This window comes from Rhizobium sp. PRIMUS64 (assembly GCF_023006465.1).
Classification (GTDB): domain Bacteria; phylum Pseudomonadota; class Alphaproteobacteria; order Rhizobiales; family Rhizobiaceae; genus Rhizobium; species Rhizobium leguminosarum.
In genome coordinates this window covers 1-15,538 of sequence record NZ_JALBGX010000069.1, presented here as the reverse complement: position 1 = coordinate 15,538, position 15,538 = coordinate 1, and the positions used below count along the sequence as shown (strand labels likewise).

The following is a 15,538-nucleotide window of genomic DNA, read 5'->3' as shown; positions in this document are numbered from 1 at the left end:
GGGCTTCATTCACAACAGGGAGGAAAATATGAAACTGACGCGCAGACTGACACTTGCAGCTTTTGCCGGCGCCCTCGCGCTTGGTACGGCTCTTCCGGCCTTTTCGGCCGATCTCATCGCCATCATCACGCCGGCGCATGACAATCCCTTCTTCAAGGCCGAAGCCGTCGGCGCTGAAGCCAAGGCCAAGGAGCTCGGCTACGAGACGCTGCTCATGACGCATGACGACGACGCCAACAAGCAATCCGAAATGATCGACACGGCGATCGGGCGCGGCGCCAAGGCGATCATTCTCGATAATGCCGGAGCCGACGCCTCCGTCGCGGCCGTCAAGAAGGCAAAGGATGCGGGCATCCCCTCCTTCCTGATCGACCGCGAAATCAACGCGACCGGCGTTGCCGTTGCCCAGATCGTCTCGAACAACTACCAGGGCGCCCAGCTCGGGGCGCAGGAATTCGTCAAGCTGATGGGCGAGAAGGGCAATTACGTCGAGCTGGTGGGCAAGGAGTCCGACACCAATGCCGGCATCCGCTCGCAAGGCTATCACGACGTCATCGACGACTACCCGGACCTGAAGTCCGTCGCCAAGCAGTCGGCCAACTGGAGCCAGACGGAAGCCTATTCGAAGATGGAAACCATCCTCCAGGCAAATCCCGACATCAAGGGCGTCATTTCAGGGAACGACACCATGGCAATGGGCGCAATCGCAGCGCTGCAGGCGGCCGGCCGCAAGGACGTGATCGTCGTCGGCTTCGATGGCTCCAACGACGTGCGCGACTCCATCAAGTCGGGCGGCATCAAGGCGACAGTGCTGCAGCCGGCCTATGCGCAGGCTCAGCTCGCGGTAGAACAGGCCGACGCCTACATCAAGAACAAGACGACGCCAAAGGAAGAGAAGCAGTTGATGGATTGCGTTCTCATCAACGCCGACAACTCCGGCAAGCTCGAAACCTTCGCCCTGACGAACTGATCAGCCGCGAATTGCAGAGGGCGCAGCGCTGCGCCCTCTGCAATGCTTTTCGCAAGACGTCGAGGTTCATAGCATGTTGAGAATGAAGGGCGCCCTGCTCGCTGCCGTCGTGGCGGCAGCCTTGCCCGGTTGCAAGATCATCAAGACCCCGACCGCGGAGGAAAAGGCGGCCGCAGCGGCCAAGACCGCCTTCGACCCGAATGCAAAGGTCGAGGCGATCTGGCAGTCCGAGGCAGTCCCCTATTTCGAAAAGCGCGCCGGCGACCTGAAAGACGTCATGCAGCTTTCCGCCTCCAGCCCCGATGCCGCGGGCGAGAAATACGGCAATCCCCGCAAGCAGAGCAGCTCGCCATGGACCTATGCGGTGAAGATCACCGGCAAGGTGATTGCAGCCGATACGGCTTCCCGCGCGGCAACGCTCGATGTCGACGCCGATGGCGACGGCAAGGCCGATGCCAAGATCCAGATCGGGCCGGCGCTCCGCGGCACGGCGCTGCGCGATACGCTGGACTTCGTCAATTTCAACGAATTCAAGAACCAGATCGAGTGGGCGCAGTTCGGAAAGGCCTTCAACGAAAAGGCCAATGCGGCCTTTCTGTCTGCCGTCCCGCGCGATGGCCTGGTCGGCAAGACGGTGACCGCGATCGGCGCCTTTCCGCTGCCGAAAAGCGGCGAGCTTCCGCTCGTCACACCTTCGGAACTGAAGGTGGGCTCATGACCACAGGAGAGACACAAAAGGACGATGTCATCCTGCGCCTCGACGACGTGTCGAAGGTCTATTCGGGTATCGTCGCCGTCAAGCGCGCCAATCTTGAGCTGCGTCGCGGCGCAGTGAACGTGCTTGTCGGCGAAAACGGCGCAGGCAAATCGACGCTGATGAAGATCATCGCCGGTGTCGAGCGTCCGACGCTCGGCCGCATCATCTTGGATGGCGTGCCCGTATCCTTCGATAGCCCTGCCGATGCGCAAGCGCACGGCATCGGGATGATCTTTCAGGAGCTCAATCTCTTCGCAAACATGTCGGTTGCCGAGAACATCTTCGCCAGGCGCGAAATCACCCGCGGCATTCTTGGCATCGATCACAAGGCGCAGGTGCAAAAGGCCAATGCGTTTTTGAAGCGTCTGGATGCCGGGATAGAGGCCGATACGATGGTCGAGGATTTGCCGATCGGCCAGCAGCAGCTCGTCGAGATCGCCAAGGCGATGTCGTTGAATGCCCGAATCCTGATCATGGACGAGCCGACCTCGGCTCTTTCGGCGGCCGAGGTTGAGATCCTGTTCAAGGTGATCGCGGAACTGAAGGCCCAGGGCGTGGCGATCGTCTATATCTCGCACCGGCTCGAAGAGCTGATGCGGATCGGCGACTACATCACGGTGCTGCGTGACGGCCATATCACCGGTGAGGCGATGGTCCGCGACATCGACACACGCTGGATCGTGCGTTCGATGATCGGCTCGGATGCCAAGGATTTTGCAAAATCCGTGAACCACGCCATCGGAGCTGAGGTCTTTCGCGCCGAAAACATCAGCCTGCCGCGGCCGACGGGCGGGCTCTCGGTCAACGATGTCTCCCTGTCGGTCAGGGCAGGCGAAATCCTCGGCATCTATGGCCTGATGGGTGCCGGGCGCAGCGAATTCTTCGAATGCGTGATCGGCCGTCACACACACTCGACCGGCAAGATCTTCATCGACGGCAAGCAGGTTCGCGCCCGCGACACCACGCGACGTATCCGCCGCGGCCTTGCGCTCATTCCGGAAGACCGGCAGCGGGAAGGTCTGGTCCAGGTGCTCTCGATTGCCTCCAACCTGACGCTGGCGAGCCTTGGCCGCTTCACCCGGCTCTTCCATATCGACAGGCGTGCGGAGAAGAATGCCATTCGCGATACGATCCGCGATCTCTCGATCAAGGCACCGAACCCGGATTTCGAGGTGACCTCGATGTCAGGGGGTAATCAGCAGAAGGTCGTCATCGGTAAGGCGTTGATGACCAATCCGAAGGTGCTTCTGATGGATGAACCGAGCCGCGGCATCGATGTCGGCGCCAAGGCCGATGTCTTCCGTACCATGCGGCGGCTGGCGGCAAACGGGCTTGCCATTCTGTTTTCGACTTCCGACCTCGAAGAGGTCATGGCGCTTTCCGATCGCATCGCGGTTTTGAGCAACGGCCAGCTGGTCGCCGTCTTCGACCGGAACGAGGCCACCGAAGAAGCCATCATTGCGGCTTCTGCCAAGGGACACGGACATCAAGGGAAACTCGCGTCATGATGGCGGCTACATCAACTATTCTCGCGCCGAAGGGCGCCAACGGCTCCATGCTTCTGACGCTGATGAAGCTCAGGACCTTCATCGCGCTATTTGCCGTCATCATCTTCTTTGCGATCTTCGCACCGAACTTCACCTCGACGGCGAACATGATCCTGATGTCGAAGCATGTGGCGCTGAACGCGTTCCTGGCGATGGGCATGACCTTCGTCATCATCACCGGCGGCATCGATCTCTCAGTCGGATCGATCGTCGGTCTTTGCGGCATGGTCGCGGGCGGTCTGATCCTTTACGGCATCGAATTGCCGATTGGCTACACCATCTTTTTCAACCTTTTCGAGATCGTGCTGATCACCCTGTCGATCGGCCTGCTCATCGGTCTGATCAACGGTCTGCTGATCACCAAGCTCAACGTCGCGCCCTTCATCGCCACGCTTGGTACGCTCTATATCGCCCGCGGTCTCGCCCTGCTGTCGTCGGACGGCCAGACCTTTCCCAACCTTGTCGGCCGGCCTGAATATGCAACGACCGGCTTTGATTTCTTCGGCGCGGGGCGCATTCTCGGCCTGCCGGTGTCGATCTGGATTCTGATCGTGCTTGCGCTGCTGGCCGCCTATGTCGCCCGCTCGACACCGATCGGCCGTCATATCTTCGCCGTCGGCGGCAATGAGCGGGCTGCGCGCATGTCGGGTATCCGGGTCGATGTCGTCAAGATCTTCGTCTACATGTTCTCCGGACTTTGCGCGGCCATCGTCGGCGTCGTCATCTCCTCCGAACTGATGGCAGCCCATCCGGCAACCGGCGAAAGCTTCGAACTCAATGCGATCGCCGCAGCCGTGCTCGGCGGCACCTCGATGTCGGGCGGCCGCGGCACGATCGGCGGCACGATCATTGGCGCCTTCGTCATCGGCATCCTCTCCGACGGATTGGTGATGATGGGCGTTTCCTCCTTCTGGCAGATGGTCATCAAGGGCCTCGTCATCATCATTGCCGTCGTCGTCGACCAGGCGCAACGCCGCCTGCAGCAGCGCGTTACCCTCATGCAGATGGCAAAGGCAGGTTGAGATGACGGAATTAAAAGGAGCTTTGATCGGTTGCGGCTTCTTTGCGATAAACCAGATGCATGCCTGGAATGACGTTCGAGGTGCCGGCATTGTCGCGATCTGCGATCGCGACCCAGAGCGGCTGAAGCTCGTCGGCGATCAGTTCGGCATCAATCGCCGCTATGGCGATGCCGAGGCCTTGTTCGCCGATGGCGGTTTTGATTTCGTCGACATTGCCACCACCGTCCAAAGTCACCGCTTTCTCGTCGAAATGGCGGCTCGGAACAAGGTGCCGGCCATCTGCCAGAAGCCGTTCGCCAAGACCTTGTCGGATGCGAAGGCGATGGTCGAGGCGTGCCGCAACGCCGGCATACCGCTAATGGTGCACGAGAACTTTCGCTGGCAGACGCCGATCCAGGCGGTGCGGAAGACGCTGGAGGCCGATGCCATCGGCACGCCCTTCTGGGGCCGTTTCTCCTTCCGTTCGGCCTACGACGTCTTTTCCGGTCAGCCCTATCTCGCCGAGGGCGAACGGTTCATCATTGAAGACCTTGGCATCCATACGCTCGATATCGCCCGCTATATCCTTGGCGACGTTCGATCGCTCACGGCCCGCGCCAAGCGGGTCAATCCCATCATCAAGGGTGAGGATGTCGCGACCATTCTGCTCGATCACGAAAACGGCGCCACGTCGGTGGTCGACGTCAGCTACGCCACCAAGCTTTCCACGGAGCCGTTCCCCGAGACGTTGATCGAGCTCGACGGTTCGGAAGGCACGATCCGCCTGACCCAGGGTTACGGCCTTGAAGTCACCAACGCCAAGGGCACCACGACCACGGACGTGTCTCCGAAGTTGCTTTCATGGGCCTCGCGGCCCTGGCACAACATCCAGGAGAGCGTCTATGCGATCCAGCAGCATTGGGTCGATCAGTTGGAACGCGGCGCGGAACACTCGACGTCAGGGGCTGACAATCTGAAAACTTTCGCGCTCGTCGAGGCCGCCTATGACAGTGCGGCCAGGGGACAGACGATCGATGTCGGAGCGATGCTGCGATGACGGTCGATGCGTTCCAGCTCTACGGCACTCGCCTCGTCGATCCGCCGCCGGTTCGGCTGAGAGCGGGAAAACTGGAAGCCGATCTCGCCAACGGCAACCTCCGCACCATCCGGTACGACGGGACCGAGGTGCTGCGAGCGATTTCCTATCTCGTTCGCGACCGGGACTGGGGCACCTACAGCCCTGAAATCACCGATCTCCGGATCGAGCAGAGTGACGATCGCTTCGAGGTCGCCTATCTCGCCCGCTGCGAGGGACCCGGCGATACGAGGCTTGTCATTGACGTTCGCATCACCGCAAGTGCGGACCGGCTCGACTTCGAGGCTGAGGCCATCGCCTCGACCGGCTTCGAGACCAACCGCTGCGGCTTCTGCATTCTGCACCCGATCGTCGGTTTGGCAGGTTCACCGGCGACGGTCGAGCATGTCGACGGGGAGGTTGTGGCAATACGGTTTCCCGATCTCATCGAGCCCTGGCAGCCGTTCAAGGACATGCGCGCCATCACCCACGTGGTCATGCCTGACGTTCAGGCGGAATGCCGGATGGAGGGCGACACCTTTGAAATGGAAGATCAAAGGAACTGGTCGGACGCATCCTATAAGACATATGTCAGGCCGCTCGCCCTGCCCTGGCCCTACCAGATTGCCGCCAATCAACCTGTCCGGCAAAAGACGTCGCTTGTTATCAGGGATATCAACGGTGCCACACGGGACCCTTCGGCTGGGGTGTCAGTCAGCGCCATAAAACTCGAGCTCGGTGCGCGCACCGGCACCATGCCGGATATCGGCGTGATCATTACACCCGAAGAGGCCGATGCGACCCTATCGGCAAAGTCCGTCCTGACGGAGATCGCTCCTCAGGAACTCCTCTTCCATTTCGACCCGAGTGCCCGGCACGGCGTCGACGCGCTCAGGCGGTTCGCAGCAATCGCGACGGCCCATCGCGGCCGCTCCACGTTGGAGATTGCCCTTCCCTGCCAATCGTCGCCGTCAAGCGAGACCGCCGAGATTGCCCGCCAGTTGGAGCTGGCGGAATTCAAGCCCGATGCAATCATGATCTCACCTTCGGTCGACCGGCAGTCGACGCCGCCCGGCAGCGCCTGGCCGGATTGCCCGCCTTTGGATGAAGTCTATACCGCCGCTCGCGCTGTCTTTCCCGGCATTCGCATTGGCGGCGGCATGCTGAGCTATTTCACCGAGCTCAACCGGAAGCGCGTCCCGGATGGACAGCTCGACTTCGTCAGCCACTGCACCAACCCGATCGTGCATGCGGCCGACGATCTCAGCGTCATGCAGACATTGGAAGCCCTGCCCTTCATCACCCGGTCTGTGCGTGCGATCTACGGCGACAAGCCCTACCGCATCGGCCCGTCGACGATCCCGATGCGGCAAAACCCCTATGGCAGCCGCACGATGGACAATCCGTCCGGCTCTCGCATACCCATGGCCAACCGCGACCCACGCCACAATGGACGCTTCGCGGAGGCTTTTGCATTCGGTTACGCGATACGGGTGCTGGATGCCGATCTGGAATGCCTGACGCTATCGGCCCTGACCGGTCCGTTCGGTTTGATCGCCGGTCCGGCGGAACCGACCGAACAAGGCGGCCGGCGCTCGCTGTTCAACACCATACGGACACTCTCCGCTTTGACTGGTGCATCCTGGCAGGAATGCGTCTCCTCCTCACCCTCTGAGGTCCTGTCTTTCGTTGCAAGGGATACTACAGGCGCCAGGCTGTACGTCGTCAATCTGACGAGCAAAGAGAGAAAGGTCGATTGCAGCGCATGCGGGCCGACCGGCAAGGGTTCAAGCGGGGATCTGCTACTTGCCCCATTGGCTGTCGCCGTCTTGCCGCTGCAGCGCGACGTGCTGGCGGATTGACCTCCAGCGGTGCTGCTGCATCTATGCGATCGGGAACTCGCTCTCGGGAGGATCGATGTGAAGACGAAGAAGCTTATCAATTCCGGCGCCGATGCCGTCGATGAGATGCTGCAGGGGGTCCTGGCGGCCCATCCGCGCCATCTCTACGCGGTAGAGGACATGCCCCGCGCGATCGTCGCCAGAAACGGGCCGCGCAAGGGCAAGGTCGGATTGGTCATCGGTGGTGGCTCCGGGCACGAACCGACATTTCTGGGGTTCGTCGGCAAGGGGCTTGCAGACGCGGCCGCAATCGGCAACGTCTTCGCGTCGCCGCCGCCCGATCCGATTATCGCCTGCGCCATGGCGGTCGACGGCGGCGCCGGTGTGCTGTTCATGTATGGCAATTATGCCGGCGACGTGATGAACTTCGACATGGCAGCCGAGATGCTGGCACTTGACGAGATCGAGGTACGCACCGTCCTGACCACGGATGACGTGGCGTCTGCTCCTCCCGATCAAAGGGACAGACGACGGGGCGTGGCGGGCAACGTCTTCATCTTCAAGGCCGCCGGCGCCGCCTGCGATCTTCTCTACTCGTTTGACGATGTCGAGCGCGCCGCCCGCCATGCCAATGCGCGAACCTATACGATGGGTGTCGCGCTTTCCCCATGTTCGCTGCCCCAGACCCTCCGCCCGAACTTCCTGATCGGCGAAGGGGAGATGGAGATCGGAATGGGCATCCACGGGGAGCCTGGCGTGGCGCGCGAGCCGCTGAGGCCGGCCGACGCGGTGACGGACGAACTCATGGACAGCATTCTTCGCGAAATGAACGCAGACCGGGGCGATCGTGTCGCCGTGCTCGTCAACTCGCTGGGTTCGACCCCGATGATGGAACTCTACATCATGATGCGGCGCGTGAAGTCCCGGCTCGACGATGCCGGGCTCATCCTCCATACGTCGCTCGTCGGGAATTACTGCACCTCGCTCGAAATGGCCGGCGCGTCGATCACGGTCATGCATCTTGACGACGAGCTTCAGCGATTGATCGACCACCCCTGTGATTGCGCGATGTTTGCGAGGTGATCAATGACGTTTACGACCGAAGACCTGCAGCGCTTGTTTGCCGGGATTGCCGAGGATATCGCGGCGGAACGGGATCATCTTTGCGAACTGGACGGCGCCATCGGCGATGGGGATCACGGCCTTGCCATGGATGCGGGCTGCCAGGCCGCGGCGAAAGCGGTCGGCGAACTTGACGCCGGGATTGCCCCGACAACCGCATTCAACGTCGCGGCAAAGGCATTCCTGAATGCGGTCGGCGCTTCGTCCGGGCCGCTATATGCCACGGCCTTCATGCGCGCCGGAGCAGCCGCCAAAGGCAAGCAGACATTGAGCGATGATGACTTCCTCAGCGTCTTTGCGGCAATGGCGCAAGGAATCCAGGAACGCGGAAAGGCCGAACCCGGAGAAAAGACGATGGTTGACGCCTGGAAGCCCGCGGCTGACGCGGCACTCGATGCCCGGCGGTCGGGAAAGCCCCTCCCCCAATGCTTCGAGGCAGCGGAGCGGGCAGCGCGGACAGGCTGCGAAGCGACCAGCAACATGACGGCGACCAAGGGACGGGCTTCGCGATTGGGGGATCGTGTGATCGGGCACATCGATCCTGGCGCCGCGTCCGCCGTCATCATCATCTCCGCCATGGCCAAATTTGCTCAGCATCACGAAGGTTAGGCCGTGAACTCATAAATCTGCTGGACTGATAGCCTGACAGAGTCCGCTATGCCCCAATGGCCGACGCGTTGCTGCGCAGCAGCGAGACGATGCTATGTGCCAAAAGCGGAATTGCCGATCAAGCAGGCTTGCGGCTGCCGGCTTACCAGCCGAGATCACCAAAACTGAAGGCATCACCGATCATGGCATCCTGACGTTGATATGACCATTATGCCGATCCGGTCTTGCCGCGTTTGCCTGCAGGGAACATACCTAACCTCACAAAGCGGTATTTCCAACGGATGTCGGACTAGAGGAGCCCATGAAATGGATCTGCAGCTCACTGGCAAAAAGGCACTGGTAACCGGCTCGACTCGGGGGATTGGGCTTGCCATCGCTGAGCGTCTTGCGTTGGAGGGAGCCGACGTCGCGATTTGTGCCCGCAGCGGCGACGCCGTTGAGGACGCGGTCAAGGCCCTAGAATCCAAGGGAGGCAAGGCCTGGGGCCGGTCGGTGGACGTCAAAGACCCAGCGGCACTTCGGAGCTGGGTTGAAAGCGCTGCAGCGGCGCTTGGCGGTGTCGACATTTTGGTGGCAAATGCCAGCGCCCTATCTTTCGGCCTGAGTATCGAGGCGTTCCAGTCAGCCTTCGACGTCGATCTGATCCACACTGTGACGGCAGTTGAGGCGGTTATGCCGCACCTTGAGCGATCCCGAGCGGGGAGCATCGTCGCCATTGGCTCGATTGGGGGAGTCGAGGATTCAGAACTCAATGCTTACACAGAGGTGTCCTATGGCGCCATAAAGGCTGCGCTGCACTTTTACATCAAGTCGCTCGCCCGGACCGTCGCACCCAAGGGTATCCGAGCCAATGTCGTCAGCCCCGGTTCGACGTTCTTTGACGGTGGTGCCTGGGATCGGATCAAGAGCGAGCAACCCGAAGATTTTCGTAATGCGGTTGCCATGATCCCGATGGGCCGCATGGCGAGGCCCGAGGAGATCGCCAACGTCGTCGCATTCACGGCGAGCCCAGCGGCGAGCTACGTCACCGGCGCCAATCTGGTGGTTGACGGCGCCTTCACGCGACGCATCTAAGCTAACGTGTCACACCGTTTGGATTAGAGAGCTGGCTCGCCAGCAAGGAGCATGGGCGAACATTCCGCCGAAACGAAATCGCAAAGACCCGATCTGCTTCAGCCCCCTATCTCTATCGCGCACGCAACGGATCGAACGGTTCTTCAACAAAATTAAGCAATGTAGGCGTGTCGCGACCAGATACGCCAAACTCGCGGCCAACTATCTGGCGTTCGTCAAACTCCCATGAATCCGAATTTGGCTACGCGGTAATGAGTCCACGCCGTGGCTCATCGCGCCAGTTCCTATCTGCAATGGGCCTCGCTCGGCACCAGAACAACGGGCGAAGTCTTCTTTCGAAACCGCCAAGGTTCATTTCTTCGACCGAAAGACGCAAAAGCTTTTGAGTGCCTGAACACCACGCGCGTAAAGCAGGTTCGTTGAACGCGGAACGGAATTTGCCCTTGCAGACGACATGGTGACTTGTACTCTCTACTCTTGCCAATAGGCTGTTGGTCGGAGACGAGGTAGCCAGGACATGCACATTCGAAGGGCCGTTTCTGCTGACGCGGAGGAGCTGAGCAGTCTCCTGAACGAGATCATCCGGGCCGGCGGAACAACCGCACTCGAGACACCGCTTTCGGCTGCCGAGTTCTCGGACTGGTTCATCGATGGCGAGTTTCCTCTTACCTGCCATGTTGCAGAGCACGATCAGTCACTCGTCGGTTTTCAGTCGCTGAGCTTATACGGCGATCCGCCAAAAGGCTTCGCCGACATTGCGACCTTTGCCCGCATGAACCCACGGACCGCAGGCGTCGGCAGCGCACTTTTTCCCGCAACCCGAGCGGCAGCGGAAGAGCTCGGGCTCGAATTCATTAATGCCACCATTCGCGCCGACAACGTCAGCGGCCTTGGCTATTACGCAAAGATGGGCTTCGAGACCTATGATCGACTGGTCCAGGTTCCGCTTCAGGACGGAGCACCCGTCGACAGGATCAAGAAGCGTTTTAGAGTAGACACCGGGCGCCACAGGATACCCGACGCCTGAAACGTGTCGATGGCGCTGGGGAGTGCTTGGCATCCAAGGGCCGATGCCGCCTCTTTGCAGGCCACACTTTGATGTGCGGCGAAGAAGCTAAATTCTGCAGCCTGCGGAACATTAACCCCATGAAGTGACACCATACTTTTCCTACATGGAAGCTAAACAACACTTACCTTCCGTCATAGGCTTCCTTGTCAAGTAAGACTATCCACCATCCATAGGGATCAGGCATCGGGATAGAAGTGGATTTGGAGCCGCAAAGACGTAAAAAGGGAACAGGTCAAAGCCATGCCCGGAGATTTTCCCATGCCGACTGCGATGTTCACGGCCGACGAATTGGCGGTCGTCCGCCGCGCTTACGCCCATCAGGTGGTGGCAACCGCCGCCACGACGAACCCGCGAATTGAAGCTGCCTTTGCCACCGTCCCGCGCGAAAAATTTCTCGGTCCGCCGCCATGGCAGATCGCCAATCTAGGCGGCGGATATCGCCCCCTCCCCTCCTCCGACGTGGTTCTGGCCTATCAGGACGTGCTCTTCGCCCTGCAGTCCGACAAGGGCATCAACAATGGTAGCCCCTCACTGCATGCCCGACTCCTCGCAGAGCTGGACGTACAAATCGGCGACCGTATCGCCCATATCGGTGCCGGCACCGGCTACTATAGCGCCATTCTCGCAGAGTTGGTCGGCGCTTCTGGTCATGTCTATGCCGTCGAGATGGATCCGGATCTGGCCGCCCACGCTCAAGCAGCGCTTGCAGATCGAGCCAATGTCAGCGTCATCAACGCCGACGGCAGTCAATGGCCGCAGCAAGAAGTGGATGCGATCTATGTGAATTTCGCCGTCGCGCGGCCTGCTGAACCCTGGATCGAAAGACTGCGGCCTGGAGGGCGTCTGGTGCTGCCGCTCGGCGTGCCGCGCCAGGACCGACCGTCGAAAGGCGGCCGTCATGCGTCCCATGGCGCCGCACTTCGTATTGTGCGCGGCGAGGGCGGATTTGCGGCGCGTTGGATCGGCGCAGCCTATTTCGTCTGCGCCAACGGTGGATTGTCAATCGACGATAACGAGATCGAGGCGCTGACCGCCGCCTTCAGACGCGGCGGCATCGAGTTCGTCAAGAGCCTGCTCTGGAAGACGGACCCGCGGATAGGGCGCTGCTGGCATATCGGCGACCAATGGGCGCTCTGCTATGACGACGTCTGAGGGATCCGCGCCGGTTCCGCAAAACCAACAGGGCCATCTCTATGGGGAACGAGAGCAATGCGGCGCGCGGCGGCATCGAAGAGCTTGACGTCCTCGACACATCCTTCCTTCGGCCGGCGCGATCAGCCAACCCCCTGACCGACGACGACGGAGCAACTCTCGAGCATCCGGCGTGAGGCACCGGCGACAACACGCTCGGAGCGCCGACTTCGGATCTCGCGATCTCGAGGCTTAGTCCAGACCCACCGCCGGCACCCTTCCCTGCCCGATGCTGGCGGGCCCGCTGTGGAAATCACCATCCATCCCCTCTCGAATTCAGCAAGCGCGCGACATGGATCCGAGCCACCGCATACCCGAGATCGGATTGGGTGCCGACGGCGTGATGAAAGGCTGCGGCCGGCGTGCGTCAGATGTGGCGCACCGACAGCTGACTTGATGGTTCTAATAGGCGGCCCGCGACCATGACCATTCGGGGTCTCCTCCTAGAAGGCGCCGCGCAGACCGGAAGCAGATGCCAGCAAGCGGTGGCGACCGCGCCATTGTCGGTCGGTGGCGCTCTTGGCGCGCGGCTTGTTCACAAGCGGTCTCGCGAGGCAACCACGCGCGGCTCTTCTGCTGGAGTCTTTGCGGCGGTCGCGGCATAAACCGGCGACGCAGACATCCCATCGCCGGCTCAAGCCTCCTCGACCTCGACAAATCTCGCGAGGTCGGATCGACACGAATGGAAGGCGGGGATGCGCTGCCTGTCCGACGGCAGGTTGCCAGAATGGCAAAAGCCCGGCGCGGGAGAGATGCGCCGGGCTTCGATAGTGACCGACAGCCTGGGAGGAGAAGTGCTGTCCGTCGGACCGAAGCGGCTAGGAGGGGAAAGCGCTTCGGTCCGTCACGAGGTAATGTCGCAATGCGGCAAATTCAAGCCTGACGATTGCGCTGATTTCGCAGAGGAGGCGCCAGGCGGGTACGGCCTTCTCTCACGCGATCAGCGCTGGGAGTGGTGTTGTCCGCGGACAACTTGCCGAGCAGCGACCTTGGCGGACGCGGTTCTCCGGCCTTCAGCCGGCTGACCTGCCCCGCCCCGAATTGCTCGATGAAAGAATCGGGCATCGCACTGCTGGTGGGCCAGCAGCCAAACGTGAGGCCAGAGGTTCGCAATGATCGGCGACGATGCGCACTGGAGTTGCCTCGCCTAGCCCTTCGTCCGCTCAAGGGCGTAGCCTCGCTTGTCTCCACCTGACCGACCGCCGAATTGGCCGAGATATCGAACATGGCGATCGCCAAGCTCGACTTCCAACTATCCGCCCTGGCACATGCGGATCCCGACGTTCGCTCTCAGTCATCCGCTGCATCATTCGAAGCTTCGGCCCCCGGCCACAAAAGCCCCAGGAAAGAGGACAAATCGATATAGCTTGGACGGACGAGCCTTGGATGCAGCTCGGGCTCATAGGACGCCAGATTGGCAGCCCTCACGTGCTGCCCATCTCCAGCTTCTCCCAAGACGCGCCGCAGGGGTCCGAATGACGGAGCCGCCGCCCACCGATCTGCTCGGACCGAAGCATCGCCATGAGCCAAACAGCCTAACGCCGCGCGACGGGCGACCTCGATTGCCGCCTCTTCGACTAGACGTAAAAAGCGGCGACAATGACGCCGCGGCGGCGCCCTGCCATCCCGGTCGCGGATCCCATTCGGAGAGTGAAGCCGCAGCGCCGCAGGCTCTCGAATGGGTGGCATTCTGCACTTCATCAAACCGGCAGCAGCTTCCGGGATCGAGATCCTGTCGGCAGACGCGACAGGGCTCTTCGGAAGCACTGGGGCCGAATACCTCCACGCCTGCTCGGCGAGGCGCAGGAAACGGCTGCTCTACGACACCAGGCAGAGCCACCGAGGCGGCCACAGTGCCGCAAGGTCACAGCGTCCATCAGTAGCGCGATATCGGGCATATTTTCCCGACTGCGCAAACCAATTGCCGCGGGTACCAACTCATGTGCAAACGACCTGACAGCTGCCGGGCTGATCAACCGGTTGTCCGCGGACAACGGCATGATCGGGCGATAACTGGCCTACGGGGGTTCCTGGATTCCCCTGAGGGAAGACTGGAGGATCGACTGTCCTGCCGTCATTGAAGCTGCACCTTCCATGCGATGGCCGACCGACGGAACGTCGTCGCATCCGACTTTCCACGTGATCGAGCGGAAAGTTCACGCGACAGGGGAGGGGCTGCCGACGGGATCGGGAGCTCAATGCCAAGGCTTTCCGACGTATCAACTCGTTGTCCAAACGGGCGATCGCTGATATCGGCCGACCGTCCGTCAGCGCACATGCCCCAGCGACAACGATCGCCAATTGCTTGCGGTGGCGAGCCGAGCGCATGTGGGGGCAGGCAGCATCGAGTTCGCCATGCCTGGGATAGCCGGCCGTGACGCCATGGCGCGCCGCCACAGATAGGGCGGCGCCCACCTTCGATGCACGCCATTTGATGACGTGTGGATCCTCGCTCTCTGGCAATATGGAAGACCTGCGTTAATCCCGGCCGATATGCCGGCAGATGATCCCCTGCCTCCAAAAGCGATGCGCGAGATGGCCAGCAATGTACTGCCCGAGCAGCGCCTCCAGTGACGGTCGGGGAGGGGCCGCCGATGGCACATAGCGCCAGGCTGCGAGCTGGCCGACGTCGCGAGCAACGCGCGCATTAAGTCCCCGCCACATTGCCACGCAGTTCCTTTCGCGTGGCGACTTGGTCGATGCGCGTTCTGCCGATTGCCGACACGCTATCAAGCAACCGCCGTCGCCATCGAGATCGCGTCCGCGGGCAGGTCACCATCTAGGTCGCGACGACGCTTTGCCATGCGGCGCGCCGAGCGAAAGCAATCAGCTCGCAGGGGTCCGTCTTGCATTTGGCCGTTGATAACGCAGACGGCTATTGCAGGCCATTGTCACCGGCGCTATTGTTTTGTCGGGCTTGCTGCACAGCGCGTCGCGGTCGCCGGCATCGGACGGCAGTGGGATTCAGTCCAAGTCGCGCTCTCGATCGGAGCTGCGCCCCGATCTACCGGTCTCGTGGCCCTCAAGCCGCCCCATCGGTAGACTTGCGAAAAGAATCAGCACAACGCAGCAAAGGAACTAAAGGCCGATTTCACTTCCGCAGCCGGAGGTGATTGCAGTAATATCAATGCGTTATAATTTCTAAAACGACTTAAGATCCGTTGCTTAGGCGGGTAAGCGGGGCTGATTTGGTGGCCGTGCCGACACACTCAGCATGTCTGACGCCGAGCAGGGTGCTCGAAGGGCCGAGAGCGTTCAGGCGCGAGCTGCAACCAGGGAGGC

11 protein-coding genes and 1 pseudogene are annotated in these 15,538 nt (G+C 61.3%); all 12 read left to right on the top strand.

Annotation, left to right across the window (positions count from 1 at the left end; translation table 11 throughout):
* The first annotated feature begins 28 nt into the window (after window positions 1-28).
* The 12 genes and pseudogenes from MOV76_RS23985 to MOV76_RS23930 all read left to right on the top strand — a co-directional run bounded on the left by MOV76_RS23985 (window position 29) and on the right by MOV76_RS23930 (window position 12,217).
* On the top strand, window positions 29-970 hold the full coding sequence (locus tag MOV76_RS23985) for a D-ribose ABC transporter substrate-binding protein (protein ID WP_018245453.1): 942 nt from the start codon (window positions 29-31) through the stop codon (window positions 968-970).
* A gap of 73 nt (window positions 971-1,043) precedes the next feature.
* On the top strand, window positions 1,044-1,688 hold the full coding sequence (locus tag MOV76_RS23980; protein ID WP_247265426.1) for a DUF2291 family protein: 645 nt from the start codon (window positions 1,044-1,046) through the stop codon (window positions 1,686-1,688).
* On the top strand, window positions 1,685-3,235 hold the full coding sequence (locus tag MOV76_RS23975; RefSeq protein ID WP_247265425.1) for a sugar ABC transporter ATP-binding protein: 1,551 nt from the start codon (window positions 1,685-1,687) through the stop codon (window positions 3,233-3,235). The genes MOV76_RS23980 and MOV76_RS23975 overlap by 4 nt, the downstream gene beginning before the upstream one ends.
* Window positions 3,232-4,296 carry an ABC transporter permease gene (locus MOV76_RS23970; RefSeq protein ID WP_018245456.1) on the top strand — a complete coding sequence of 355 codons (1,065 nt, stop codon included), beginning with the start codon at window positions 3,232-3,234 and terminating at the stop codon, window positions 4,294-4,296. Before MOV76_RS23975 ends, MOV76_RS23970 begins: the two co-directional genes overlap by 4 nt.
* Before the next feature lies 1 nt (window position 4,297).
* Window positions 4,298-5,332 carry a Gfo/Idh/MocA family protein gene (locus MOV76_RS23965; RefSeq protein WP_247265424.1) on the top strand — a complete coding sequence of 345 codons (1,035 nt, stop codon included), beginning with the start codon at window positions 4,298-4,300 and terminating at the stop codon, window positions 5,330-5,332.
* A complete protein-coding gene (locus tag MOV76_RS23960) occupies window positions 5,329-7,212 on the top strand; it encodes a hypothetical protein (protein WP_247265423.1) in 1,884 nt (627 codons plus the stop codon). The genes MOV76_RS23965 and MOV76_RS23960 overlap by 4 nt, the downstream gene beginning before the upstream one ends.
* Before the next feature lie 57 nt (window positions 7,213-7,269).
* Entirely contained in the window at window positions 7,270-8,274 is a 1,005-nt protein-coding gene (locus MOV76_RS23955; RefSeq protein WP_018245459.1) for a dihydroxyacetone kinase subunit DhaK, read from the top strand.
* A gap of 3 nt (window positions 8,275-8,277) precedes the next feature.
* Complete coding sequence (gene dhaL / locus MOV76_RS23950) at window positions 8,278-8,922, top strand: dihydroxyacetone kinase subunit DhaL (RefSeq protein WP_247265422.1); 645 nt, start codon at window positions 8,278-8,280, stop codon at window positions 8,920-8,922.
* Window positions 8,923-9,228: 306 nt separating this feature from the next.
* Window positions 9,229-9,996, top strand: a complete 768-nt coding sequence (locus MOV76_RS23945; RefSeq protein ID WP_018245461.1) for an SDR family NAD(P)-dependent oxidoreductase — start codon at window positions 9,229-9,231, stop codon at window positions 9,994-9,996.
* 19 nt (window positions 9,997-10,015) lie between these two features.
* Window positions 10,016-10,225 (top strand): annotated as a pseudogene (locus MOV76_RS40370) (IS5/IS1182 family transposase); the annotation flags it as partial.
* A gap of 288 nt (window positions 10,226-10,513) precedes the next feature.
* On the top strand, window positions 10,514-11,023 hold the full coding sequence (locus tag MOV76_RS23935) for a GNAT family N-acetyltransferase (protein ID WP_112907766.1): 510 nt from the start codon (window positions 10,514-10,516) through the stop codon (window positions 11,021-11,023).
* A gap of 282 nt (window positions 11,024-11,305) precedes the next feature.
* Window positions 11,306-12,217, top strand: coding sequence for a protein-L-isoaspartate O-methyltransferase (locus MOV76_RS23930; protein WP_247265421.1), 912 nt, complete (start codon window positions 11,306-11,308; stop codon window positions 12,215-12,217).
* Window positions 12,218-15,538: the final 3,321 nt, after the last annotated feature.